The organism is Metabacillus endolithicus, from assembly GCF_023078335.1.
Taxonomy (GTDB): Bacteria; Bacillota; Bacilli; order Bacillales; family Bacillaceae; genus Metabacillus; species Metabacillus endolithicus.
In genome coordinates this window covers 2191510-2216778 of record NZ_CP095550.1, presented here as the reverse complement: position 1 = coordinate 2216778, position 25269 = coordinate 2191510, and the positions used below count along the sequence as shown (strand labels likewise).

Annotated in this window: 28 protein-coding genes; 24 read left to right on the top strand and 4 right to left on the bottom strand. The window is 34.1% G+C overall.

Going from position 1 to position 25269, the window contains the following annotated elements:
* From MVE64_RS11485 to MVE64_RS11415, 15 genes are all read left to right on the top strand, one after another.
* Complete coding sequence (locus tag MVE64_RS11485) at nt 1–309, top strand: hypothetical protein (RefSeq protein WP_247346525.1); 309 nt, start codon at nt 1–3, stop codon at nt 307–309.
* Nucleotides 310–311: 2 nt separating this feature from the next.
* Nucleotides 312–572 (top strand): hypothetical protein, encoded by a 261-nt coding sequence (locus tag MVE64_RS11480; protein ID WP_247346524.1) that lies wholly within the window; start codon nt 312–314, stop codon nt 570–572.
* A gap of 239 nt (nt 573–811) precedes the next feature.
* Entirely contained in the window at nt 812–1132 is a 321-nt protein-coding gene (locus tag MVE64_RS11475; protein WP_247346523.1) for a hypothetical protein, read from the top strand.
* A 449-nt stretch (nt 1133–1581) separates the two neighbouring features.
* Nucleotides 1582–2352, top strand: coding sequence for a hypothetical protein (locus tag MVE64_RS11470; protein WP_247346522.1), 771 nt, complete (start codon nt 1582–1584; stop codon nt 2350–2352).
* Nucleotides 2307–2759: a hypothetical protein gene (locus MVE64_RS11465; protein WP_247346521.1), complete on the top strand. Its 453-nt coding sequence runs from the start codon at nt 2307–2309 to the stop codon at nt 2757–2759. Before MVE64_RS11470 ends, MVE64_RS11465 begins: the two co-directional genes overlap by 46 nt.
* 293 nt (nt 2760–3052) lie before the next feature.
* Nucleotides 3053–3943: a hypothetical protein gene (locus MVE64_RS11460; RefSeq protein ID WP_247346520.1), complete on the top strand. Its 891-nt coding sequence runs from the start codon at nt 3053–3055 to the stop codon at nt 3941–3943.
* Between the two features lie 325 nt (nt 3944–4268).
* On the top strand, nt 4269–4874 hold the full coding sequence (locus MVE64_RS11455) for a zinc metallopeptidase (protein WP_247346519.1): 606 nt from the start codon (nt 4269–4271) through the stop codon (nt 4872–4874).
* Between the two features lie 261 nt (nt 4875–5135).
* Nucleotides 5136–5324 (top strand): hypothetical protein, encoded by a 189-nt coding sequence (locus tag MVE64_RS11450; RefSeq protein ID WP_247346518.1) that lies wholly within the window; start codon nt 5136–5138, stop codon nt 5322–5324.
* Nucleotides 5263–6150: a hypothetical protein gene (locus tag MVE64_RS11445; RefSeq protein ID WP_247346517.1), complete on the top strand. Its 888-nt coding sequence runs from the start codon at nt 5263–5265 to the stop codon at nt 6148–6150. Before MVE64_RS11450 ends, MVE64_RS11445 begins: the two co-directional genes overlap by 62 nt.
* Nucleotides 6151–6498: 348 nt before the next feature.
* The gene (locus MVE64_RS11440; protein WP_247346516.1) at nt 6499–7065 is read left to right on the top strand and encodes a hypothetical protein; all 567 of its coding nucleotides are present in this window, start codon (nt 6499–6501) and stop codon (nt 7063–7065) included.
* Between the two features lie 200 nt (nt 7066–7265).
* Complete coding sequence (locus MVE64_RS11435; protein WP_247346515.1) at nt 7266–8099, top strand: CAP domain-containing protein; 834 nt, start codon at nt 7266–7268, stop codon at nt 8097–8099.
* A 531-nt stretch (nt 8100–8630) separates the two neighbouring features.
* On the top strand, nt 8631–9347 hold the full coding sequence (locus tag MVE64_RS11430) for a beta propeller repeat protein (protein ID WP_247346514.1): 717 nt from the start codon (nt 8631–8633) through the stop codon (nt 9345–9347).
* The gene (locus MVE64_RS11425; protein WP_247346512.1) at nt 9344–12571 is read left to right on the top strand and encodes a cadherin-like beta sandwich domain-containing protein; all 3228 of its coding nucleotides are present in this window, start codon (nt 9344–9346) and stop codon (nt 12569–12571) included. The genes MVE64_RS11430 and MVE64_RS11425 overlap by 4 nt, the downstream gene beginning before the upstream one ends.
* Nucleotides 12552–13046 (top strand): hypothetical protein, encoded by a 495-nt coding sequence (locus MVE64_RS11420; RefSeq protein WP_247346511.1) that lies wholly within the window; start codon nt 12552–12554, stop codon nt 13044–13046. The genes MVE64_RS11425 and MVE64_RS11420 overlap by 20 nt, the downstream gene beginning before the upstream one ends.
* Nucleotides 13047–13118: 72 nt before the next feature.
* Complete coding sequence (locus MVE64_RS11415; RefSeq protein WP_247346509.1) at nt 13119–13346, top strand: hypothetical protein; 228 nt, start codon at nt 13119–13121, stop codon at nt 13344–13346.
* Nucleotides 13347–13418: 72 nt separating this feature from the next.
* Here the strand turns inward: MVE64_RS11415 and MVE64_RS27400 are convergent, their stop codons facing one another.
* Nucleotides 13419–13544, bottom strand: coding sequence for a hypothetical protein (locus tag MVE64_RS27400; RefSeq protein WP_281730478.1), 126 nt, complete (start codon nt 13542–13544; stop codon nt 13419–13421).
* A gap of 21 nt (nt 13545–13565) precedes the next feature.
* Entirely contained in the window at nt 13566–13760 is a 195-nt protein-coding gene (locus MVE64_RS11410; protein ID WP_247346508.1) for an aspartyl-phosphate phosphatase Spo0E family protein, read from the bottom strand.
* Nucleotides 13761–14106: 346 nt separating this feature from the next.
* Between MVE64_RS11410 and MVE64_RS11405 the strand changes: the two genes are divergently transcribed.
* The 3 genes from MVE64_RS11405 (at nt 14107) to MVE64_RS11395 (ending at nt 16729) form a co-directional block, all read left to right on the top strand.
* Nucleotides 14107–15684: an Ig-like domain-containing protein gene (locus MVE64_RS11405; RefSeq protein WP_247346507.1), complete on the top strand. Its 1578-nt coding sequence runs from the start codon at nt 14107–14109 to the stop codon at nt 15682–15684.
* Nucleotides 15685–15972: 288 nt separating this feature from the next.
* Nucleotides 15973–16230, top strand: a complete 258-nt coding sequence (locus MVE64_RS11400; protein WP_247346506.1) for a hypothetical protein — start codon at nt 15973–15975, stop codon at nt 16228–16230.
* Between the two features lie 187 nt (nt 16231–16417).
* Nucleotides 16418–16729, top strand: a complete 312-nt coding sequence (locus tag MVE64_RS11395) for a hypothetical protein (protein ID WP_247346505.1) — start codon at nt 16418–16420, stop codon at nt 16727–16729.
* A gap of 131 nt (nt 16730–16860) precedes the next feature.
* Here MVE64_RS11395 and MVE64_RS11390 read toward each other — a convergent pair whose 3' ends face one another.
* Nucleotides 16861–17574 (bottom strand): hypothetical protein, encoded by a 714-nt coding sequence (locus MVE64_RS11390; protein WP_247346504.1) that lies wholly within the window; start codon nt 17572–17574, stop codon nt 16861–16863.
* A gap of 150 nt (nt 17575–17724) precedes the next feature.
* Here MVE64_RS11390 and MVE64_RS11385 point away from each other — a divergent pair, with 150 nt between their 5' ends.
* Complete coding sequence (locus MVE64_RS11385) at nt 17725–18528, top strand: GIY-YIG nuclease family protein (protein ID WP_247346503.1); 804 nt, start codon at nt 17725–17727, stop codon at nt 18526–18528.
* 267 nt (nt 18529–18795) lie between these two features.
* On the opposite strand, the gene MVE64_RS11380 is transcribed toward MVE64_RS11385, so the two are convergent.
* A complete protein-coding gene (locus MVE64_RS11380; RefSeq protein ID WP_247346502.1) occupies nt 18796–19722 on the bottom strand; it encodes a hypothetical protein in 927 nt (308 codons plus the stop codon).
* A 341-nt stretch (nt 19723–20063) separates the two neighbouring features.
* On the opposite strand from MVE64_RS11380, the gene MVE64_RS11375 reads away from it, so the two are divergent.
* From MVE64_RS11375 to MVE64_RS11355, 5 genes are all read left to right on the top strand, one after another.
* Entirely contained in the window at nt 20064–20294 is a 231-nt protein-coding gene (locus tag MVE64_RS11375) for a hypothetical protein (RefSeq protein ID WP_247346501.1), read from the top strand.
* Between the two features lie 94 nt (nt 20295–20388).
* Complete coding sequence (locus MVE64_RS11370; RefSeq protein ID WP_247346500.1) at nt 20389–21234, top strand: GIY-YIG nuclease family protein; 846 nt, start codon at nt 20389–20391, stop codon at nt 21232–21234.
* 214 nt (nt 21235–21448) lie between these two features.
* Nucleotides 21449–22300, top strand: a complete 852-nt coding sequence (locus MVE64_RS11365; RefSeq protein WP_281730477.1) for a methyl-accepting chemotaxis protein — start codon at nt 21449–21451, stop codon at nt 22298–22300.
* Nucleotides 22301–22871: 571 nt separating this feature from the next.
* Entirely contained in the window at nt 22872–23465 is a 594-nt protein-coding gene (locus tag MVE64_RS11360) for a hypothetical protein (RefSeq protein ID WP_247346499.1), read from the top strand.
* A gap of 199 nt (nt 23466–23664) precedes the next feature.
* A complete protein-coding gene (locus MVE64_RS11355; protein ID WP_247346498.1) occupies nt 23665–25260 on the top strand; it encodes a YncE family protein in 1596 nt (531 codons plus the stop codon).
* The last annotated feature ends 9 nt before the right edge of the window (nt 25261–25269 follow it).

The following is a 25269-nucleotide window of genomic DNA, read 5'->3' as shown; positions in this document are numbered from 1 at the left end:
GTGAAGGAGCATGAGTGGTTTGTAAATATATTTAAGGATGAATTTGAGGTTGAAGGTGAATTAGAGGAAATTAGCTTTGAATCAAATGAACTCTACCTAGATGAAATCGATGAATCTCTAATACCGAATGAAATGAGAGACGGATTACCAAAAGTGCTAATGTTTGAAACGATGGTCTTTGAAGATCATGAAGGAATAGAATGGATTGGAGCGATTGCTAAAGATTCAGAAAGCAAAGAGTGGTTGCTAAAGATAGTGATAAGAGATGGAGAAACGGCTTTAATACAATTAATGGTGAAGGAGAATTAATCATGCCAATATATCACAAGATAACGATTAATGGAAAGGTATTCTTTAGAGAATTTGATAGTACAAGAGGTTACTATGAAAATGAAATGCTAACGGAAGCAGAGTTGATTGAACAGCTTCTTGGGGAAGTTGTAGAATCAGAGATTGAGATCGATGAATCAGAGGTAGAAAGAGCCATTTACAGTATCCCTAGTCCATTTCAACGGGAGATGGTTCAGAAGTACATTAATTACCTTGAAGCTGTTGTTGAATCATTAGAGTAACTCACGACATTAATATCCTTATTCTCACGTCAAAACTATCTAAGGTAAAGTATGGTATTGTAAAATCCAGCAATACCAATAGATGTGATATGTTTCTTGATTGAAAAACTCACGTCATAATTATAGTACTGTCGGCAGTTTAAACATCTTAAATAGTTTACTTCTCCATTTTTAAAAACAAATACATAAATGTATACACATACGTTTGTAAATACGTAGATAAAATGGAGGAAATGAAAATGCCAGTTGGAAGAGAAGGGTTGAAAGTTACCTTAGAAAGAATGAAAGAGAACCAGAATAGTAATACTAGCTTAATTAATGTTTCTAGTGAGGAAGTTGAAAATGATCTTAAACAAAAGAAAGTACGTAATAAGATAAAGTTTACTTCTGAATCTAGCAAAATCAATCAAACTGCTCCCTCTCAGAGACCAGAAACCTATGTCGGAGAAAGTAAATCGAAACCGTTAGGAAAGGTCGTAATAAAACCACCACAGAAAAGAAATGCATTCTCAAAATCACATGAACGGTTTACAAACTATATGTTTTATTGTATGAGTTAGAATAACTAGAGAATCTAGAAAAATTGAAAGTTATATCTGGAATGTACTTAATGCAGATATCGCTAAATAGTTGGAGGACATTAAATACTTTATCGAAAGCAATAGCTATAAGAAAAGTGGTGAATATTGATAAGTGCCAAGAATGGCAGGGGTTCATTTGTTAGGATTACGAAATCGCTAAGATGTTAGGCGTCTGGTGAGAATGCTATTTGAAATACCAGTATAAATGAAAAGTCAATCTTCCCTACATGTATTGTACTACCTTGTAATTTTCAAACTCTCTTTTCAAAATTCCTCACTAATATTTTCTTTTATAAACAATTTCATACATATCATTCTTCTAATAGCACATATTTGGTTATTATGTAAAATATAAGAATATGCAAAGTTTTTCTGTTATAATTGAGTAGGTCTTTATGACTAAAAATCATCTACTGGAGGAACAACTAGTGAGAAAGATATTTTTAACAATTTTCACATTTATTATCTTAAGCTCTTTTTTGGTTGCTTGCGGTTCACAACATGAAACATCTGGAACTGCTAAAGAACCAACAAAAGACAAAAGTGCGACAGCTGAAGAAGAGATTATCAAAGAAGAGATTACTGAGGAAGAAACAACAGAAATGGAAATAGACGAGTCAAACTTTGATTTTCACACAATGGGTGGAGACTATGGACCGATGATTGATAATGAGGGGAATGTATATGAAAGTACCGGCACTCTTTATGACGTAGATGCGATTGGTGGAAAGGAATACTACCTTGAAGATGGTGGTTCTGCATACCTAACTGAAGAACAAATTCATTCTTTTGTTATACAAACAACATATGATACTTTGACAGGTGAAACAAGTAGCGTTATGGCAAATTTTTCACCAATCTCAGAAATTATTGGAGATGATTATGGTCTGAACCATTTAAAATATAAATTTACATTGGATGAGGAGAAGGTTATTCGTCACATAGAACATGTGGATGTGTTGGATTCTGGAGAAACAGTAAAGGACATTATAGTTCAGCATCAATCCCATGAGGCTGATTATGTTGGTCCTGTCTTAGTGAATCATTTTAAAGTTGACGAAGAAACCGAAGTTACTATTGTTGAATCAACTTTAGGTAAAGTTTTAGTTGAAAACCCAGGCGGTAGTGGCTGTGTGGATGTAAGATTACTCCTATGTACAAGGACGAACAACAAATACCAAGTGATTATCAAACATTAGTAGATAACTATAATATTGCTAATAATATTGTATTTATAGATTTCGAGAATGGTAAATACTACTATGAATTTAAGGGCGGAGAAATTGGACAAATTGATATTGTTTCTGGGGAGCCTTTATATGATGGTGCAAACGATAAGACAGTAAGAGTGGGACCATATAGTTCTACTGTTATTAATAAAGTGGAACATAGAAAGAATGGTTCTTTTTATATTATCACTAATTCAAGTATAAATTTAATCGATAATGAGTTAAATCTTTTAGCAGAAACTGAAATTCCAGATGATGCATTTGTGGGGATAGAAGATGATTCAATTTATCTTGGAACAATAAGTGAGTATCAGAGAAAAAATACTATTTCTAGGGTTGGTATGTATTATGGTGGAGAGTATGGTGAGGATTGGTAATTAATAAAAACAACCAACGCATCTCACTTAGACTTTCATAATCATATCTTTTGGTAGTTTTGTAATAAGAACTTATTTGTATAAGACCATTCGTTGACTGCATAAGAAAAGACCTCCTTTTCTACTCATAGAAGTGGAGGTCTGTTTTAAAATTAACTTCTTAAGTACATGAGCAAGAGCTTCATTTTTGGAAAAGACCACAACGATACAATCTAGCTAAGAGTCAGCTAACCCAAACCAATTTCGAAGGGTTTAAGATAAAGGAAATTATTCATCTATTAGGAGGAAACATAGTGAGGAGAATTTTATTGTTAATTATAGTACTCATAGTATCATTATTAGTTGCTTGCACAAGTGAAGAGCAAAAGGTCTATGAGGATGCATTACAACAAGCAAAAGATAAAATAACAGCAGAGGAATTTGTAGAAGCTCAACGTCTATTAACTAAAGCCGTTTCTGCTGGTTATGAAGAGAGTGCTGAAGCAGGACATATACTAGATCAACTGCAACAATATCAAGAACTTGAAGATTTATTGAACGAAGGAAAATTTGAAGAGGTATATAAAGCGATTGATGGAATTTCACAAATTGAAAACGGATCAACAATAATCTCTACAAAAGCAAAAGAATTTAGAGCAACCACCGAACAGCATCAACAGCAATATAATCGATTACAAACAAAAATTAATGAGTCCTTAAAATTAGTGGACAATGAAAAATATGATGAAGCCAACGAACAATTAATGGCACTAGATTTAACAGACTATCAGGCAAGCTACTATGAATCAATTAAAACTACAATAGCAGAAACGATTGCCTCAAATAATAAACAAATAGCAGCAGCTATTAAAGCTGAAGAACAACGTAGAGCTGAAGAGGCACGTCAATTAGCTGAGGAAAAGGCGCGAGCAGAAGCAGCTCGCAAAAATAATATGTTGAATTGGACAGATGAGGAAATAGAACAATATATTGCAGATTATCTTGGAATGAATGCTAATCATGTAATTGTTGAGGTGTATGATCGTACAAATTCAGGTTATAGTATTGATACATACCAGGATAATGAAGCTTTAGGAAATGGTGATCCGGGAGTAGCAACTGCACTTGGCTTTTTTGAAGTAAGAGATGATGGGAAATTATATAAAATGGATATATTGTCAGGTGATTATATCCTATTAAATTAATATTCTTTTATTGAAACCTCTGAAACTTGTGAATTTGTCATTGAGAAAAGAATTTATGTCGAAGATGTCGAAAATATCACGTTGAAATTTAGCTGTTCTTTTCCTTTGTAATATAAGTGCATTTTCAAAGTTGTAGCATTTACACATTGTTGTTATTGTTGTTATTGTTGATATCTAGTATTTATGTTGATTTTGTTGATCACATTTATTTTTACTTTTATCCTATCTTTAACTCTGCTTGCTTAACAATACATCATTATCCTTGGTTTTCGAATTCTTATCAACTGATATTTAGATATAAAAATAGGGTGGAAGAGGAGAAATAATGGCACCATATGTGATTGTTACAATACTAATAATATCTTTGATAGTTAATCATTTAGCTGTGAATGCCTTTTTAGCTCTATATAAACAAACAGCAAAATTTAAATTTAGCGGAGACGAAATAGCAGCAAAAATACTAGATTACTATGATGAACCAATGGTAGGAATAAAAAAATCTAATAAACTACACAGAAATATATATCACCCAAAATATCATCATATTGAATTGGGTCCAGAGGTGTTTGGAAATCGAACGGTTTATTCAGTAGCTGTCGCAGCTCACGAAGCCATGCATGCAGTTCAATATAATTACGCTCGTCTTTATAAGATATATACTCAAAAAATATCGGTTTTTATTTTTTTACCACTACTTATACTTTCTTTTTTCTACAATTATTCATGGATACATATTCTATTAGTAGGAATATACGTTTCTTTGGTCTTATTTAAGGTTTATAGTGAAACTTTGGACGAAATAGAAATGAACAAATTAGCATATAAATACCTAAAAAAAGTATGTTCAAGAGAAGAAATGTTAGAAGTGAAAAAAATCTATCGTTCTAATGCATTAACCTACATCACGAATACACCTTTTATCTTTAATTGACAAAAGTAAGGTTTATCTTGCAATACACCTTCCTCCTATATCTAACTTAATCTTCGTTTATTTATAAAAAAGTTATAAATTTACTTGATTTCGGTTGGGATTACCATGTCAATAGTATGATGTACATTTATGACATATTAGAATGTACAAAGTTGAATCTTTATACATTATTTTCCCCAACCTATCAAAATACTTAGTTTGAGGAGGGGGGAAGAATCTTTTACCATGTGAAAAGGTAATGAAAATCTAGGAGTTAATAAGATGAAAATAATATTAGTTTTTACATTTGTCGTACTAATAGCTTTAACAGGTTGTTCAGACAAAGAACAAGCAACAAAACCGATCACTGAAACAGAAATGAAAGAAACAGGTGGATTTGTCCTAGATAATGAAGTCGAAACTACTGATTATTATTCTAGCATACCACTTACAGAAGAGGGGGCTTATTGATTATGAATCTATTGATTATTCAAGGGTACCACTTACAGAAGTTGGTACTATTGATTTTGAAAAATTGGGTGTAATTGATAATCCTTATGTAGTAGAAATAATGGAAGAGGCATTCGAATCTTATGTTTTTGAAAATGAAAAGAAAGAAAGAGAAGCAAAAGGCTTAATTGAAACCTTTGAATTTCCAGTGGATGAAAATGGGGAGCACTACTATGTATCTTACGATGGTAAAATAATAAAAGGTAAAGCTAATTACGCTAAACAATATGTATTACCACAAACAGATGAAGAGTGGGATGCAGCATTGGCTGAGACCGATGGTTACAGAATTATAAGTCCGGAAGACCAACAAAAAGAGTACGATGAACTTCAACGGATAAAAAGTTTGGAGTATATTAAAGATGAAATTTCATATATTGATGATTACAATAAATTGTCTTACTTCTATAAAGAGATCTTGAGAAGAATAACAAGTACAAATGAGCCTATTTACTCAATTGAATTAGAAGATAATGAAATAATTATAACTCTTTTAGATAAAAACTCAGTAGTACATAGTTTTAATGGTGTCATATTTAATAAGTTATACACTTGGTCAGGAAATATATTATCAGATTTTGATAAATTATCAAGATTAACATTCAAGGCAAAAAATGATGAAAGTTTAAAGTTGTCAGTTACAATGCAGGAGTTTTTAGAATTTGCTGGAATGGAAACAATTCATGGTCAATATGTTCATATGGATGGAGATAGTTTTCCTCCTTATCATTGGTATGTTAATGATTTAAAAAAATTTGATGAATTTGAAAAGAAATTTTCAAAATAAATAATATACCCTGGTTCGATAAGGTTAGTTAATAAGGGTCAACTGGACTAGTTACCCTTATTACCTGTACCAAATTCTTTGTTTTTGAGTAAAAATACCTAGGACTATTCATACGTATATATTATAATATTAATATTCATTCATTGTGTGATGAAACAAAATAACAGGGAGGGAGGGATAACCTATGCTAAAAAGGATTGTTAACTTCATAGTGAAGTGTTCAGATTGTGATTATCCAAACGGAATTGGAGACTATTATTGTAGTAAATGTGGGAAGAAACTAGATTAGTAAAATGATAACCTAACCGTATAAAACCTATCTTTTATTAGAGAGGAAACAGTGAGTATATGCGTTCTGTAAGATATTTTATTTCTGCTTTGTTAATTGCAGTAGGATTATGCATGCTTTTAATAGATATGGTATTTCCTACGACTGATGGAACTTTATTTAATGTATGGTCCCGTTGTTTGTTTTTTGGATTACTTCTTTCAATTGGGATTGATAAAATTGGAGAGTATTTACGAGTAAAAGAGTTTAAAGAAAAACTAAATGAAGATCCAATTATTACGACAAGGGTAAGCTTGCAAGGTATTGACGGTCTAAAAGGTACAATGGGTTTAACAGAAGATTCTCTCGTATTTATTTCAAATAAGGACTCTTATAAGTTTAATTTTAATAATATTATTGGTTACCACTATGGTTCTGAGGGTACAGGATATTATGTCTCAAATGAAATGGGGACATTCCAATATTTAAAAGAACAGCTTAGCATTATGGTTGAAAGTGAAGGTCAGAAATCTGAATATAAATTTTATTTCAAAGATCGCTTTGAAGGTAGAAATAAGAAAATAGTAAAATTATTAAAGCAAAAATGTAATTTTGATAATCATATAAATAAATTTAAGGTGATTTAGTGAAAGAAGCACAACTAAAAAAAGAACCTTGATACTGTTACCATGAGGTAATACTGAAATAGAGTGCTTAGTGTGTATATAACACTGAGCCTTTTTCTTTTCCCTCCAAAATGCTATGATTGTCAGGTTGCAATTGATGTTGGAAGAAACACTATGGGATAACTGTAGTGTTTTTTATTTTGTATAAGGGAGTGATTGAATTGAAAAGAACTGTTGTTTTATTAATCACGACCATATTAATGAACATAGGGATAAACAAAACGTATGCAGCTGAATTTAGAAAAGTCGATTTCGAAGCTCAAAATCTAGAGGCAATCTTAGAGGTGTTCAACGATAGAATTGACTATGGAAATATAGGTATCATTGATAGTTACTATGATCTATTATCAACCTATATTAAGATAGTTGAAACAGAGGTTGGTAAGATAAGAGGAAAGTCCAATAGAGACAAGCTAAATGAGACATATGTGCGACCAGCTAAAATTGCGAGAGAAAGAGTGATCTATGAGGTATCACAATACCGTTTATTGAAAAATATTGGATTACAGGTTATTGATGGAAACTCAGATATTTCTAGCGATTTAAATAAGTTAACTCGATTAAAAAAGAGAGCAGTAGCAATTAAAGAAGCGGGTAATTATGAAGATGTACCATCTTATATTGATTCTTCACTCGAAATGATTGAAAACTCCTTAAGAACTAATAAATTTGTGAAGATCGAAGAGGGCAATACGTTTAAAATAAACGATTTTGAATACGATGTTTTTTTAATGACAAATATCGAAAGGTTAATAATCGGTAAAGATAACCCACTAATCCTAAACTTTAAATTAAGTTCTGTTGCAAGAGAAAAAGCCAATGATATGGGTTTAAATAACTATTTTAGTCATCAATCTCCAACATACGGTTCACCCTTTGAAATGATGAACCAGTATGGTATCTCTTATCAAGGAGCAGCTGAAAATATCGCAGCCGGCTATCAATCACCAGAAGCAGTAGTTAGCGGTTGGATGAATAGCCTGGACATAGAATGAATATCCTTGGTCTTCATAAAGAAATTGGAATTGGCTTTGCAACTGCTGAGAAAGCGAAGTATAGTACATACTGGACTCAGATGTTTATACTAGATATATAAAAATGTAGAGAAAGTGTCCTTAGAATATTCAAAGGACGCTTTGATATGAAGCCCTACCAAATGAACTCTTTGATACTCTACTGAATATGGAAGAAGAGATTTTGAAGGAGTTTTTTAATTAGGGGTCTGGTCTCTTATCCTAGATTTTCCTCTTTTTTATTGTTAAAGATTTAAATTTAATTGAGTACTAATAAACTAGCGTCTATCCCGAAGTGAAAAGGGATATGGGCACTAGTTTATTTTTTTAGAGAAAATTTCATGGTGCAATAAATGAAAAAACGAAAAATGAGATTTATGAAAAAATGAAAATTCTAGTATTATATAAAAAATTTGCTAAACTTTCCTATATAAATAATTTATAATTCCTAGTATATAGTACCTAAAACAATATACCTTATACTAACGTATATGATGAAGGAGATAATTATACTTGTCTACTAAACTTAGAAAGCAATTACTATTAGTGATTATTTTATTTTTAATGTCATACAGCCTTAACCTTGGGAATTTTGGCCTGCGAGCTTATGCTACTACATGGAACACAACCTACACAGGGTTTGGATCTACTTCTGATAATAGTGTGGTTTATGGTGAAGGGCAATGGCTTTTATTTAGCGGATATGGGGAGTATGGAAAATCACTTAACGGAACGGAATGGAAAAGAGCTAACATGTCTTTCGAGTGTTCTCCCTCACCAGTATCACCAACTGCTTTTTATTGGGAAGAAAATACTATGCCCAAATGGGTTGTAGCATGTTTTAAAGGGGATATTTATACTTTGAAAGAAGGAATAGACCCAATAGTCGACTCGAACCAGTGGATTTCTCGAACTTCAGGTAATAACTTTACATTAAACTCATTTGCTTCTAGTAAAGATAAAATTGTAGCGGTAGGTGATGCCGGTACCATCCTCACCTCAGCAGATGCAGAAAATTGGGATAACTATTCTCCAGGTAATGTAGCTATATTTAACAGTGTTACATATGGGGAAGGCAAGTTCATTGCAGTCGGGCGAGGGAATGACAACAGTTCAGTCATCTACTCTTCAGTAGACGGTGAGCGATGGACTAAGGTGAATACTGCCATCCGACTAATCAGCTTTTTGGTATTACATATGGGGCTGGAAAGTTTGTTTCGGTGGGGATGAATGGCTATATATACGTGTCAGAGGATGGAGTAGATTGGGAAGTTAGAACTCCTCCCGCAGGGGCTACAGCGATAAGCTTAAGAGCCGCAGCATATGGCTATGGCAAATTTTATGTGGGTGGTTCTAGTGAAACTATCCTATCGTCTTCTGATGGATTAATTTGGGAAACGGAGATTTCTGGTGGTAGCAAGACCTTCACGACAATATCTTTTGGGGATAAAAGAATAATAGCTACAGGTTATTCTGGATTAGTTAAAACACGAACTATTTCTTTAAGTTCTAATAATAATCTCTCTAGCCTTACCATTAATCCCGGAAATCTAACTTTTTCACCAGAGCAGGAGAATTACACAGTAACCGTTGAGCATAACGTGAACAGTATTGACATAACTTCAATCTTAGCAGATAGTAACTCGACTTTAACGGTCAACGGTATAGCAGCAAATTCTGGAGTAGTTATGCCTCTTACATTAGATGTAGACAGTCCAACAGTGATTCCAGTGACCGTAATGGCACAAGATGGCGTCACTACTAGAACCTATACTGTGACAGTAAATAAATCCGCCCCGCCAGACGAAAACTCAACAATTGCACCGGTTACTAGTTCGTTTGATCAGAAACTTAGTGTCCAGACAGATGTGACAACAACATTGACTTTAAAAGGAAATACATTAACAAGCATTACTAACGGTGGGCAGGTATTACAAGCTGGAACTGATTATACGGTAAGTGATAACGGCTTAGTTACGATAAAAAAAGAGTACCTTTCAACAAAGCCTATTGGCATCACTACGCTAACGTTTAAATTCAGTGCAGGAAACGTTCAAAGTCTAGCAATATCGGTAAATGATACGTCTTCAACTAATGCTGATTTGCTGGATCTTATCATCAGTGCAGGATCATTAACACCTTCTTTTAGCTCAGGTGGAATTGAATACAGTGCCTCCGTCGCTAATAGCACTAGCAATATTGGAGTTACACCAATAGTATCTGATAGTCATGCGAAGGTGAAGGTCAATAATCTATTAATAGATAGCGGATCTCCTGTAGCAATACCGTTAACTATAGGGGGAAATACCATTTCAATAGAAGTAACAGCCGAGGACGGATCAACAGTAAAGTCCTATATTCTTAAGGTGAATAGAGATAAAGGAAATTCTGCAAAACCATCTGTTACTGGTGCGATAACAGAGGAAGACACCATGAACGGTAATGGATTGGTGATTCATCCTGTTATAGATCCTGACAGGAGTGATGCAAACTACTTTAAAATTACAAATATTGTGGGTGGAACATTATATAAAAATGATGGGTCTTTTCCGATTCATAATGGAGATTATATCCCTTTAATCGACGGAGATATTGGCTTAAAGTTCATGCCTGATATAAATGCTTTTGGAACAACAGGATTTGGTTTCGATGTTCAGGCAGCTCCAGGAACAGAGGGAGAGAAGCTGTCTGATCCTGAGCACGCCTCTATTGTTGTCACAGAGGTAAATGATGTACCAGTTGCCGTTGATGATCAACTGGCTGATGTTATGGAAGGGACAGGATATGTTTCGATTCCCGTTTCAGTTTTAACGGCAAATGACAGCACTGGACCTAGCAATGAAGCGGGTCAAACATTAACAATTGATGATGTTAGTGAAATAACTGGTGGAACTGTTAGGGTTGAGAATGGTAGTGTAATTTTCACTCCAGTACAAGGCTTTGTTGGTTCGGCAAAATTTGAATACACAATAGTAGATAACGGGACCACAAATGGTAGTCCAGATCCTCAATCCGACACAGGTACTGTTAGCTTTAATATAGTCGAGCTACCTAAAAGTGCGAATGCAGACTTAAGCAATATCATCTTATCTTCTGGCTCTCTTGATTCAGCATTTTCAGCTGATGATCTAGAATATTCAGTTGGCGTTAATCATGCAGTTGAAACCCTTACACTATCACCAAGCACTGCAGATGCTAAGGCGACAATTGTCGTGAACGGAATTCCAGTACAAAGCGGTGAGGCAAGCACTCCTATTCATTTGAGCGTAGGAGATAATGAGATTACGATGGTCATAACAGCGGAAAATGGAATCACCACAAAGACCTATAAAGTAAAGGTCAACAGAGGAAAGGGTGACCAGCTTGCTCCAATCGGATTAACTGGTGTAGCGCCAACAGTAACCGGAAATAATGGCAAAATCAATGGTACAACAAATGGCATGGAATACCGATTAAAAGAAACGGAAAATTGGATCCATGCAACAGATACTGTAACAACTGGTTTAGAAGCGGGGATTTATGAAGTCAGATTTGCTGCTAAAACAGACTATAATCCGAGTCCGGTTGTAGAAGTTATTGTCTTTCCATATATTGCTCCAGTTTCTCCACCATCAACAGGTGATGGTCCAAGCGAATCTGTACGTCAAGGTGATGTAGGAGTCGGGAATGACACAACAGCAAAAGTGGATATTGTGCGAAGTACTCACAATAATAAAAAAGTAGATTCAGTAGAATTGAACGAAGAGCAGGTGGAAGATTCTGTTCAAAAAGCAGTTCAACAAAACAAAGATTCTATTGTTATTCGTATACCAGATCTTCCTAACGATTTAGCTGATGAAATCACAGTGAAAATTCAAAAGCAGGCCTTGAATTTATTAACTCAATCTCAGATTGCAGTAAGTCTACAAACCGATGATGTAACGATTGACTTGCCAGAAACCTCAGTTAGCCAATTAAATGAAACGGAAGATGAGCTATACTTTAAGGTTGTTCCGATCCGACAAGAGGAGGAAAAGAGCCAAATCATCAAAGATACCGTGAATGCAGAACTTGTTAAACAACAAGCTGGAGACAAGGAAGTTCAAGTGTTTGGAAAACCGATGATCATCGAAACCAATTATCGTGACCAAAAAACCATGGTGACATTTTCATTAAAAGACATAGAACTACCTAAAGACTCAGTAGAAAGAGATGAGTTCCTAAAATCCTTGGCGATATATATCCAACATAGTGACGGTGAAAAAGCGATCCAACGAGCTGTCATTCAGAATGACTCAACTGGAAAGCCAGCCGGCGTTTCTATAGAAATAACGAAGTTTAGTACTTTTACCATTATTGGATTGCCTAATACTGCTCCAACGGAAGAAAAGGACCAGGATCCAATAATTCACAAAGAACCTGTACCGAATTATAGTGAAAAAACCTGTAGAACTATTGAAGCGGCTACAGGATGATACTTATACTTCATCAGGAATCACTGCTAAAGGTGAAATTAGAGTTTATGGATTTGCTGGAGATTACTATAACGTTGGCGGCCAATATTATGTGAAGAATGAAATCGGCAAAACCGTTATGTACGAAGGACGTGTATTAATTAAAAAGGCAACCCCTTTATACAGCCCTGACGGTAAAATCTACCGCATGCTGAGAGCTGGAGAAGCTATAAGAGTTTACTCTCAGAATGGCAATACATTTGAAGTGGGCGCAGGGTATAAAGTCAAATATGAGAAAGATAAAACGGTCTTCTATACAGGCATGGCTTACCTTAAGAAAGATACCATCTTATACAAAGCTGACGGTACTGAAGCAAAGACCCTCAAAAAGGGCAATCAATACCGTGCTTACAAAGTAGAAGGAAATAAAGTCTATGTTGGCGGAAACTATTATCTTCTTGCTGACAAAGAAGTCATTCAATATAAGAAAAACTAAGGCTATGACATTGTCATAGCTTTCTTTTTGTTAAGATCAATACAGTTATTAAATTATTAGGTGAAATCTACTATGTGTTATGGTGCAATAAAAGGAAAACAGAACGATAGAACTGTAAAAGGGGAAAACATTTTAATATCCAACAGATATGAGGAAAATGAAAAAGGAAGAGAAATTCTTCATCATCAAATGAATCCAAGAGATGAAGCAAAAAAATTTACGATTGATGTAAAGGGGTTAAATCAAATAGAAATATACTTTAATACACACAACCCGTCATCGTCTATTGATACTGAGTAGTCTTGCTTTTGTTCGATACATTTAACATTTAGGGAGATTTCTTATTAGAGACGCTCTTTTTATAATTTACTCTTATAATGCTTTAGAAGAAGTATTGCTTTTTTCTTCTAGAAATTTAATGAAATCCTCTTTACTTACCCCAGATTCTGAGGCGATCTTTACTAACTCTATGATTTCTTTACTTAATTCGTTATCCATTTGCATATAACCTCCTCTACTTTAATGTCCGTATATTTGAGTCTTTTGGTACTCTGAAATCAACTTATCTAGTTTTTGACTAAGGGAAATCGTTATAGGATGGTTCAGTCCAATTAATAAGCCCACTTCAATTAATTCAACTCTGAGGCAGTTAATTTTAACTAATAAGTCGGCATTAGTAGGCGATGTAGGTTCGGTAACGGATAGAGGCTTCATTTTTTTATCTCCTTTGGTCCAAAAGAACTAATCCTTTAGTTGATTTTACCAAAAGTATTCCAATTATGTAAATTAAAATTTGACAAGGGGACAGGTTCCTTGTCCCGTGTATTTAATCAACATATCGCTTTATCTCTGCATAACCAAAATCAATTTGCATAGGAAAAAGATAGCTAGTAGTAATGAAAAGAGCAATCTTATTGAGGAAGAAGCGTAAGGACCTTAGACTTAATCTGAGGGGATAATTTCTATCTTTCATCTGAATTTCAAGGGTAAATTGGTTTATTTTAACATAGTAGTAGTGTATAATTTTCCTAGAATTGATAAAAAAAGGGGGAGGATGATTATGAACAGAAAGATGTTTTTGGCATTATTATTACTTTTGGTGGTAGCTGTTTTTAGCCTTAGTCCAGATTATGCATCTGCAGAGGATGACCTAAGCACTGCAATATCATTTCCAGAAAGAGAACAAGAGGGACTAAAGGATTCAGATTTAGTCCAATTCGATACACTTTATACGGGGGAAATTCAGGATATACAAGATACTGATTATTATTATTTTAAACTAGATGAACCGGGTAAAGTGAAAATAAAACTACGTAATCATGTTAGTAAAAAGTGGTACATCTATCTTACAGATGGTGAATCAAATTCATATGATAGAGTTTATTCGTTAGATGGAGTCGTTGTAAGAGATGATGGAATAGAATACACAGAAAAAGAGATTGGCTTACCAGCAGGCACTTATTATTTTTTCTTAGGACCTTATAAATTAAGTTGTTTAGCTTGCAGTTCTACATACTTTAACTTAGAAGAGCCTTACTATTTCCAAGTTTCTTATGAAGCAGGAGATTATTTCGAAAAAGAATTTAATAACGATAAAATCAGTGCGAACAACATCGAATTTGACCAAACGTATAAGGGAGCCATTCAAAACCAAGGCGGTAGTTATGGTGAAAGCGATTACTACAGATTCCAAACGAATGAAACTGGTGGCATATCGTTGTCAATAAGAAACAGTGCTGAACACCAGTGGAATGTGTCTATAGAAGATAGTAATGGTAAATCATATGGCTCATACACGACAAGTACAGGGGTAGAGGTGAAAGATAATGGCCCTGTTTTTACACATATCGATCAAACTCTGCCTGAAGGAACTTACTATATTAGAATAAGCGGCGATGAGGCTCCTTATTCCTTTATCGTTAAGGAAAACGATGTAACACCACCAGTGATTTCTTACGTTTATGAAATGACCGATGCTACTAGACTTATAACAGGTAAAACAGAAGCAAATGCAGATGTAAATATCGAAATAGCGGGTAAATTCATTACAATAGAGAAAGCCGATAAAGATGGCTCTTTTAGTATTGATATTACACCTCCAAAGGCCGGTTCTACTGTAAGAGTTCAAACACGTGACAGTGCAGGAAATAAAAGTAAGCCTGTTTATCTTACAGTAAAAGCAACGGATGCTAGACATAAAGATGCAGAGAAGGTTGGATCTACGGTACGAATGGAAATGAAAAAGGTGAATGCAGCTATACAGTCAGGAGATATCGCTAAGGTGGATAGCCTTTACGACGAGCTTTCCTACCAAATTGGTAGAACTGAACGGATTATTGGTAAAGTATCAGGGAAAACAAGAAGAACACACTTATTGGAATCATACGTGCGCCCTGCCAAGATTGCTAGAGAACGTGTGATTTATGAGGTTTCACAGCTTAGATTAATGAGAATTATCCAAGACCTACAATCGGATGGACAATTTGACAAAGCACAATCTGCCTATGAAAAACTAGGTCGATTAAAGAAACGAGCAGTTGAAATTAAAAAGGCCGGTGGATATGAAGCTTTACCAAATGAAATCTCTGAAACTTTGCTGAAGATGGAAGAAGAGATTTTGAAGGAGTTTTCTAAATAGGGTCTGGTTCTTTGCCACGGATTCGCGGAAATTCTATCTATTATTTAATATAAATTTATTTTAGTCCAATAAACTAGCGTCTATTCTGAAGAGAAAGGGATATAGACGCTAGTTTACTTTTTTTAGAAAAACTCTGCAATAGAAGAAAGATATGGTTTACATAATGAGTTTTAAACTATAAGGGATATTTTCTTTATTATACGTAACCTCATAATTATATGATGGGGTGGATAAATACTGGAGAATGATAGGTTGCAAAGAATTTTCTACTAGAAATAAGGTGAAAAGATGAAAAGAGTTACCATATATAAAGACAATGAACCCCTTGCTGAGTTTCCATCAATTCAAAAGGCAGCTCATTTTATGAAATCGGAACTAGGCCGAGAGCGCTTTCCTTGGACAATAATTAATAAAGGAATACAAGATAACGAATTTTATACACATACAAATGGTGCAGTATACAGTTTTAATAATATAGATGAACTAGCAAGGGCTAAAAAGGGAGCCATCAAAGGAGAATCAATATTCATCTTCTATAACAACTGAGTTTTCAAGAGTAGAATTTATCGAGTTTTTAAGTCAACATTTAGAAGAAATCATTCAACTAAAGCTCCAAATAAGTGACCCACGATTAAAGCAATACCATTTAAGTCCCAAAGGTTTGGGAGATGATTTGTACTTTTTAACAGAAAGCTATCATCGGCAGAATGACTTATATAAAGGAAAATATAGTATGACCGACTTTATAACTCCGCAAGCCTTGCTTGTATTGCAGCAAAAGGAAAAGAAAAAATTAATCTTTGAACACATAGTACCTAAAAACCTATATTTGAAAATGCTGGTTGATAAAGCATACCAAGAAAATTTAACTTATGAAGAAATTTATAAAGTGTTGATGAAATATTATTACACTTGTACTGTGACTAAGGAAGAAGACGACTCGTTACCTTCAACCAGTATGCAAGAAGGATGGGATGGTCATAATCCATTTTATCGTTATCAATTAGCAGGAATTGAATTTATAGAGAATCCCAAATCATATTAATATTGGAGCTGATTTACCTATTACTTTGTTAGATGATACTGCTCTCCAAGAGTATCTCTTGTTTTAGTATTAAGATAATCAAAAAAGAGAAGTGTCCCAAAAGCTATACTTTTAGGACACCCTCTTTTATTTTATTCCATAAAAGAAGTGTAATGGTTAATAAAAATATTCCTATTCTCTACCATTTGGCTTACAGTAGTCATAAAATGTTCCAGTTCAATACTGTAATCTTCTCCGGCTGCCATTTTATCTTGTATTCTTCTACCCCAGCTAATATAATTTACAACCTTATTTTGCATATCCACATAAGTAACTATAAGGTCTAACAATTCATCACCAGAATCATAATAAGGCACATCATTTTGATAACATTCTACAGCTCGTTGGAAATGGTCAAAGTTCCCACTTAACTGTTCAAAATTAATCTCTTCATTATTAACGTCAGGAACTGATTTGAATGCATCTTCATAAATATTTAAGCAAGCATTAAACTTAGATATGTATTCTTGTGGATCAGAAGTGTGTTCTGAATTTTGATTGACAACAGCATCTCTTAGTTCATCAAACGTGACTCCATTCATATCATCAGAAATAGCTTCTTGGTTAGGTAAAGATTCATCTGCTGAGTAATCTTCTCCACTTTCGTTATAACCTTCACTTAAAGATTCATCGATTTTACTAACACTGTCATAACTATTGCTTGATTCTTCATAACTTTGTTCGCTTATGTCTATGTCATAGCTAGATGCTGCGTCTTCCTGATTGCATGCTGAAAGAATCATAATGACAACTACTATAAGCATTCCATTCTTTAAATTCATATTTTCCTCCCTATAATTAGCCATTTATAAAAACACCTTTTTTATATCGGTAACATATATGTTTATTTGAAATTGGAAAACAATGTTATTATATAACTAGTTTAGAAAACTACTAAAAATAGATAATTTGCCAGTTTCAAGTTACCTTAATTTGTGGAAGGGAAATGGAGAATAATGTTTGATATTTTAGCGGATTTATATCATAACAGTGGATTATCAGATTTATTTGATATTAGGGAAAAGGACGACAAAAGAGATCGCACAACTCCTTATGTTTCTTATAGGGTTAAGCCAAACATTTATAAAATACGTGCTTTTGAGGTAGTTGGTACCGAGAATGACTTTTACTTTAGAATATATCATGCTACAGATATGGTGGATGATCTAAGAGAAAGTTTTGCGGGTATTGAGGGTTTTCAAGGATCAACCAAAAAGTACCTTACTGTTTTTAAAACAGCAGACTATGACTCATTAACATGTCAAATTAAAAATCTCTTATTGAATAAAGACATTATTAAAATATGTAAAGAAAGCAGTTCGGTAGCTCGAATGTCTAGATTCGAAGGGTTAGAACTTCCGAATGTCGATACATCGATTATTGATGTAATGGGCATGACATTTAAGTGGAAAGAGATTATTAAAATTTGGGAAGATAATTCAGAAGATAATACTATAAAGAAAGTTCTATCACAAAAAGGTATTTACATTCAGCGATCTGAGGATGGCACAAGTAGATATATAGGAAGTGCATATGGAACTGGCGGGATACTAGAGAGGTGGGTAAACCATTTAAATTCTTTAGGTGATGCTCACCACCTGAACTTATTTGTATTGGAAAAGGGCTATAACGAAGTCATTTTTTCGGTTATAGAATTTTATGAAGGTGCTGACATCATTAAACGAGAAGGCATGTGGAAGCAAATTCTTGGAACAGTCAATGTAGGGCCGTATAACGGTATTCAATTGAATAGGAATTGACGGAGAATTGATAGATATATTATAGTTACAGTTAAGATATCGAGAGCGAATATAGATATTTAAAGGATATAAAAAAAGAGATGCATAAATTGCATCTCGAAAGGTAAAACACACAATGTAATATTAACATTGTCGATTGTTGTCGAAAAGTGTCGTAGGTAGGGTTTCTTTTTACCTATTCAATTTTCTTGAATCAGGAGGGACAGGTTCCATGTCCCAAAGTTTCTTGCTGACAAACAAAGGGACGTGGTGCCTGTCCCCACGTCCCTATCTATTGAAATTAGTGTCAGTCAATGCAATATTAGATCCTCGAAGGGTTACTTCCACAAGGTTTGCTCCCCTTAAATCAACATCAAATTCCCAAGGTTCTGTGATCGTTGCAGGAATGTCTGTATAATAAACCTCTGAGCCATCTACTTTAATCTTTAACGATCCAGCCCAATCCACACCCTCATTTTGTTTCCCTATTACGATTTTTCCACTTATTGTATCATAGTTTCCATTTAACCAATATACTTCCCTATGCTCTACAGAATATCGCCATATTAATGCCAAACCATTATCATAAAGATATCTTGTGTTTGAATTAAATTGAAGATCTTCACTAAGTCTGTATGTATATGCATCCTGATGAGTTTGAAAAACTGGCATTTGTTCAATTGGTGTAAACGTGAATCTATCTTTTATCCATTGCTCATAAGAATCTAATTCATTATTTACTGATGTAGGTAGAGCCTTATACCCACCAGCTTTTTTAATCTCAACAGCACGCTTCTTTAATCGCTCAAGCTTTGCATAATCTTTTTCCATTGATTCAAAATCATTTTTTTGGAACCAATCTTCTATTACAAATAGTAATCTAAATTGAGATACTTCATAAATCACTCGTTCTCTTGCAACTTTTGCAGGTGTTACATATTTTTCGTTAAGTGTTTTTCTATTCTTTGATCCTGAAACTTTACCAATCATTTTTTCTGTTTTCTTAATTTCTGAACTTAATTCATCATACATGCTATCAATCACAGCGATATCACCATCATCAATAGTTGCATTAAACGAAATCGTTAATAATCTAAGGCTATTACCTTGTTTTACTGCATTGTTGTAGTTCACATCAGTTGAAGCCTCTGATGTAGCTGGAAGCAGTGATCCAACTAAAATGGTAAATAAAAGTGCTATGATGATTCTTTTCATGTTGTCCTCCCCATATAGAAATAGTATAAAAGTCACGTAATAAATTTACTATATTACTGTAATAATAGTCAATATTTCCCTTTATAGGGTAAATCAAGTAAAAAATTATAAATGTCACTATTAATATAGTAGAATTTTTAGGATTCTTGTTAATAGCATATAAACTTCTCTTAAGTATGGGGTCTAATAAATAATGTTCATTAACGAGTCACAATGAGGAAAAAATATTATTTCTGCGAAGATTTTAACATCGAAAAGGACTTTAAAAAGGAATGTAGAATTTTGTAGATATATTGCTAAGGTTTTGTTGGATAATATTATGAAACTAGGAGGGATGAACAATGAAATTCAAAGAATTCCTAATGCAAGAATATAATATCGGTGAAGGCTCTGCTGAAGATTATGTCGGCCGTTTTAATGGAATTGTTAATAGAGGGTTATATAAGGGAGAAAATGAGGTAACTCCGATGTTAAAAGCAGCTATCGAGAAAGAATTTCCAAAATCTAAAAATCATTACCTCCTTGCTCTACAACGTTATTTTGAATATAAAAAAACAAATGAAAAGTTGTAGAATTAACTTTTCTTAGACAAAAAAAGTGGGACAAGGTACCTGACCCTATGTTTAGGCCAAGGGACCAGACCCTATGTCCCTAAAGGAGTAACGTATGATTCATTTCTATTTATCAGATATATTACTACGCTGTCAATACAACTTAACAAGAACATTACTAATCCGTCATTCAATGAAGCATGAACGATTTATAACGGCATATCGTGATGGATCCTTGCGAGAATATACACAAAAGCAATCTCCTGGTTTTTTTGATGCATATGATAGAGTAATAGTTTTCTCTTCGGATGAAGGGACAACAGCAAAGTATTTAAAGTCATATGAAGTACGACACGGAGAGGCTCCAAGTATATCTCCACAGTGTTCACCATTTTTACTAAAGTCATATAAAGATGAAATTATGCACCCCTTATTTGAAATTGAAGATGACCCTTTAATGACATATGAAAATAAGTTATTTATTGAATGGGGTAAAGCAGCTGTGAAATGGTACCAAAAAGGAACGAATGAAAAGCCTATTACACAGCTAGTGAATACAAGTGAAGTTGTGTTTCCAGGATACGAAAATGTCATAGTAACGTATCAGGAATTAAAACAAATCATCGATAATCAACAAACATACGCGAATTGGCATATCGCTTTAAGTTCAATAAATGCGATTTATGCAATAACGGACCGTTCAAACGGCAAAATATATATCGGCTCTTCCTATAATAAAAACGGCTTACTCGGACGTTGGAAGGAGTATGCCTCAACCATCCATGGTGGAAATGAAAAATTTAAAGAGTTACATGCACTGAACCCAACAGCACATCTAAATTTCCAATACATCATCTTAAAAGTTTTACCTAAAGACATTACAGCATTAGAAGCAGTTGAAATCGAAAATTCCTTTAAGAAAAAGCTTCAAACAATTCCGTTCGGTTACAACAAAAATTAGAGGGACAGGTTCCTTGTCCCAGAATGAATAGAAGAATGCTATTTTAGAACAAGAAAACAACAAAAGATGGAGTTTTCATAAAAAAAGAAATTGCAAGGAGAAGTGTTATTTGGCACTTCTCCTTTTTAATTGTGTTAAAAAAAACATATTTAAAAATGTATCAACAGGTAAGATCGCTTATAATAGTACATAAGAAAAGAGAGGGGTAAATCATATGGCAACATCAATCATGAACAACACCAACACTAATGAGCATTCTAGTGAACTAGACTCTTATATAAAGATATTATCTATTATCTCAAAAATGCTTCCCAATATTGCAATGGGAATAAGCAATACGGAGGAATGGCTCGCGTATTATCCAAGTCCCAAAATTGATCTAGGGGCGAGGAAAGGAACCAAAATTAATCCTCGCGAACCTCTCGCGGATTGTATAAAAAATAATAAAACAATTAAAGAAGAAGTACCAGCTGAGTTCTTTGGTTTTTCTTTTACAGGACTAGCACATCCAATCGTTCATCAAGGGAAGGTCATAGGTGCTATTGCTATTCAACTACAAGAGCATAATGAAAGAGAATTAAGAAAAATTTCAGATCAAATCGTATCTTCCATCGTTTCAACTAACGAGAGAATTGAAACGGTAGAGAAGGGAGCAGAGGGGTTATCAAATATTAGCCATCATCTGCTAAACCAATCTAAGCTAGCATCTGAAGAAATGAAAAAAACAGACGATGTTATCACGTTTATTAAGAAAATAGCAGATCAATGTAATCTATTAGGCTTAAATGCCTCAATCGAAGCAGCTCGTGCAGGAGAAATGGGCAAAGGATTTGATGTAGTTGCTAAAGAAATTAGAAAGCTATCAAATGAAACGAGTTCATCTGCTGAGAAGATCCGAGAAACCATTAAAGATATACAGAAATCTATGCAGGATATGGCTTCATCTATTGAAAAGGTAGTAGCCGTTGGTAAAGAACAGGAAATTTCAACAGAAGAAATCTCAAAATATATCGATGACATCGAAAAAATGAGTAAAGAACTAAATATCTACGCTTCGAAGCTATAGGGACGCTATAGGGACAGGTTCCTTGTCCCAATATTGAAGTGGCTATTGTAACAATTGAATTGCTATATCAACTTTTATCCATTTCATTTTAGATACTTCTGCATACACTACTAAGGAACTAGCATCTTCAATGTTCATCGTAGTAAGTCTCCCTGGAAAAGAGACTTGTTACAAACTTTTTCCCCTTTAAGGCTATTACCTGATCGCTGGGTAATAGCTTTTTAAATTCACGCCATTGTAGGATTTTGTCGAATTATCAAGAAAAATTTTCACTTCCAGCATGTAAATAAGATGATTTTAATGTCGATATATTCCATGTGAAAAAATCCATTAGGAGAGAGATTATGGCTATTTGGGACGTTGGTCAAGTCAAAAAGTGATAAGAACTCAAATTATTAGAAGCTGGAAAGGATTTTCTTTGAGAAAAGGGCTTCAGGACAGTATATACTTTATTTATCTCCCCTTGTAACGTAGGCTAAGATTAAATTTATGTTTAATAAGCTTTGGTTTCGAATGCACTGGTTTATCATAGGTAACATTCTTATATTCCAAAACAGAGGTGTCTCCTAAAGTGTTAAAAAGAATTTCTTTCTTATTCCTTATAGCTATTCTATTATCTCTAAATATACCTAAAGTCTTTGCTGAGGATGACCTAATCTTAAGAAAGATTTTAACTGATATAAGTTGGGCTAAAACGGAAGAAGGTGCAAGAATCAATTTAGATTATATAGAAATTAAAAAAGTTGGAGACCAAGAAACAACTTCCGGATCTAATACTTATTTTATAGATGCGACTGACCTCAAATATGAAAATTTAAATGCGCAAAAGGTCGATGAGTATTTACAAGATAGTGGAAGTGCAACTTTTGTCTATCATGAGGATATCGTTTACGGCAACTATTTAGATATTTTTGCTGATGTTCATAATGAAGAAAAATCTGAAGAAGAGCTTGAAGCCTTAATCAATGAAGCAATCAATGAGGTTAATACCCATTATGAGCAGAAAGATAAAATCCTAGCGGGCGAAATTACGTTTAAGCCAGATCAACACGAAGTAAAAGAAGAAGGACAAAATCCTCTATATTTATGGATTGTTTCAATTATTTTAGCGCTATTTGTTATTAGGAAAGTGACAAGGGGACAGGTCCCTTGTCACAGAAAATGAATCAAGAAAAGCTCATTTGACATGTCAGATGAGCTTTTCTTTTAATTAAGGAAATAAACCCAATATTTCAATTTGAATTCTAAAACTTGGAGGAACTTGAAAAAGACAAAGGGACAAGGTACCTGTCCCCATTATTACCCATATATGATGGGGAGGTTTGGTGCTATACTTACCCTAAGAATACTTAGGAGGTAGGAACTTGAGAAGGTTTTTAGTGGGCTTTATTTTAATTTTACTTATCTCTTTTATCCAAACAAATGAAATAGCAGCGGTGGAAGATGCGAAGGGACCTATTTATCTTGGATTTGAACCAGCTGATTCAGTGCTTGACCCCAATAGGCCGATTATTTATTTAATAAGGGAAGGTGGGGAAACGGTTTATTCTATCAACTACAAAACAGGAGAAAAGAAGACGGTAGATTTACCTTACCCAACGACAAAGTTAGAAATCTATCAAAATCAATTAGTACTTATTCAGCATAAAATGAGTCATGATCGGTTTAACTTTGGTTCTTATGTGGGTGCAATTGCAATAGTAGATACAGATACTTTCAAGCTTGATCACGTATTTGATATTGAAGCAGATCCATTTGATATTGCAGTTGATAAAGATGGATATCTTTACGTTACACAAGGATCTGGTCAATGGGAGACAATTAAAGCATACTCACTAAAAGATGGCCAGGAAGTACCTAATGAGGAAAGGCTTGCTACGATTTATTACCAATCAACCATCTATTATAATGAAGCCTATAATAAGATTTATACAATTACAGAGGAAGTAAGTCCTCGTGATACAACGGCACATGAAGTAAATAAAGGTACATTAATTTCTGGATACGACTCACCCTATCATGGTGATTACTTTTTAACAAATCAGTTAAAAATTACTCCAGATGGACTAAGAATGTATAACAATAGCGGAATCGTTTTTTGGTTAGCTTCTCTACGATATGGAGACATGGAATTTCACTATGACCTAGGAAAAAAATACAATGATTATGCGTTTAACATGAGGGATTCCCGTATATATGCTGCAAACATAGACGGCGGTATTGATGTTTATTCGTATAAAAACCATGATTTTTTATATTCCATCAAATCAAGTGGTATAACAAAAAAGCTGCACTATAGAGAGGGCCTTATCTCAATCTATTTAGAGAATAACAGATATTATCTTGACTATTTCCCTATCTTTGGAGACCAAAAAGCTTCTATTATTTTTGAAGGGGATTATTTACATTCTATTAATCATAAACACCCAATGGCTAGAATTAATATTAAACAAGAAGTTCCACTTTTAAGAAAAGAAGCGAACGGTTCTTATACGATTTTTAAACAACTGAAAAAGGGAGAAAACTATCGCACATTTGCCGTAGAAGGTAACTACTATCATCTTGGCGGTGGTTATTATGTAAAACATGAAAATAACAAAATGAGCCTAATGATTGGACGTTTAGTTATCCGAAAAGAAACAACCCTCTATTCTCCTAATGGAAATCCGTATCGTAAAGTAAAAACAAACGAATTAATTCGAGTCTATAGCTATGATAAAAATAAATTTGACGTCGGCGGCGGCTACTATATTAAAAACGATCAAAACGTAGCATTCTACGTAGGATTTGTAACCATGCTACAAGACACAAAACTATACTCACCAACAGGCCAAATCCACAAAACCCTAAAAAAAGGTGAATCCTACAGAGTCTACTCCATCGACGGCAACAAATTCCAAGTCGGCGGCGGCTACTACGTCACCGACAACAAAAACCAGGTTTCGTATATGAAGAACTAGGGACAGGTT

What these genes read in the sequence shown, in the direction of transcription:
- MVE64_RS11440 (WP_247346516.1), top strand. Translation starts at nt 6,499, where the DNA reads ATGCGTTCTGTAAGATATTTTATTTCTGCTTTGTTAATTGCAGTAGGA.
- MVE64_RS11415 (WP_247346509.1), top strand. Translation starts at nt 13,119, where the DNA reads ATGTGTTATGGTGCAATAAAAGGAAAACAGAACGATAGAACTGTAAAA.
- MVE64_RS11445 (WP_247346517.1), top strand. Translation starts at nt 5,263, where the DNA reads ATGAAGTCGAAACTACTGATTATTATTCTAGCATACCACTTACAGAAG.
- MVE64_RS11385 (WP_247346503.1), top strand. Translation starts at nt 17,725, where the DNA reads ATGTTTGATATTTTAGCGGATTTATATCATAACAGTGGATTATCAGAT.
- MVE64_RS11480 (WP_247346524.1), top strand. Translation starts at nt 312, where the DNA reads ATGCCAATATATCACAAGATAACGATTAATGGAAAGGTATTCTTTAGA.
- MVE64_RS11450 (WP_247346518.1), top strand. Translation starts at nt 5,136, where the DNA reads ATGAAAATAATATTAGTTTTTACATTTGTCGTACTAATAGCTTTAACA.
- MVE64_RS11390 (WP_247346504.1), bottom strand. Translation starts at nt 17,574, where the DNA reads ATGGCTAATTATAGGGAGGAAAATATGAATTTAAAGAATGGAATGCTT.
- MVE64_RS11405 (WP_247346507.1), top strand. Translation starts at nt 14,107, where the DNA reads ATGAACAGAAAGATGTTTTTGGCATTATTATTACTTTTGGTGGTAGCT.
- MVE64_RS11465 (WP_247346521.1), top strand. Translation starts at nt 2,307, where the DNA reads ATGTACAAGGACGAACAACAAATACCAAGTGATTATCAAACATTAGTA.
- MVE64_RS11400 (WP_247346506.1), top strand. Translation starts at nt 15,973, where the DNA reads ATGAAAAGAGTTACCATATATAAAGACAATGAACCCCTTGCTGAGTTT.
- MVE64_RS11455 (WP_247346519.1), top strand. Translation starts at nt 4,269, where the DNA reads ATGGCACCATATGTGATTGTTACAATACTAATAATATCTTTGATAGTT.
- MVE64_RS11410 (WP_247346508.1), bottom strand. Translation starts at nt 13,760, where the DNA reads ATGAAGCCTCTATCCGTTACCGAACCTACATCGCCTACTAATGCCGAC.
- MVE64_RS27400 (WP_281730478.1), bottom strand. Translation starts at nt 13,544, where the DNA reads ATGGATAACGAATTAAGTAAAGAAATCATAGAGTTAGTAAAGATCGCC.
- MVE64_RS11370 (WP_247346500.1), top strand. Translation starts at nt 20,389, where the DNA reads ATGATTCATTTCTATTTATCAGATATATTACTACGCTGTCAATACAAC.
- MVE64_RS11365 (WP_281730477.1), top strand. Translation starts at nt 21,449, where the DNA reads ATGGCAACATCAATCATGAACAACACCAACACTAATGAGCATTCTAGT.
- MVE64_RS11475 (WP_247346523.1), top strand. Translation starts at nt 812, where the DNA reads ATGCCAGTTGGAAGAGAAGGGTTGAAAGTTACCTTAGAAAGAATGAAA.
- MVE64_RS11375 (WP_247346501.1), top strand. Translation starts at nt 20,064, where the DNA reads ATGAAATTCAAAGAATTCCTAATGCAAGAATATAATATCGGTGAAGGC.
- MVE64_RS11425 (WP_247346512.1), top strand. Translation starts at nt 9,344, where the DNA reads ATGAATGGCTATATATACGTGTCAGAGGATGGAGTAGATTGGGAAGTT.
- MVE64_RS11380 (WP_247346502.1), bottom strand. Translation starts at nt 19,722, where the DNA reads ATGAAAAGAATCATCATAGCACTTTTATTTACCATTTTAGTTGGATCA.
- MVE64_RS11395 (WP_247346505.1), top strand. Translation starts at nt 16,418, where the DNA reads ATGACCGACTTTATAACTCCGCAAGCCTTGCTTGTATTGCAGCAAAAG.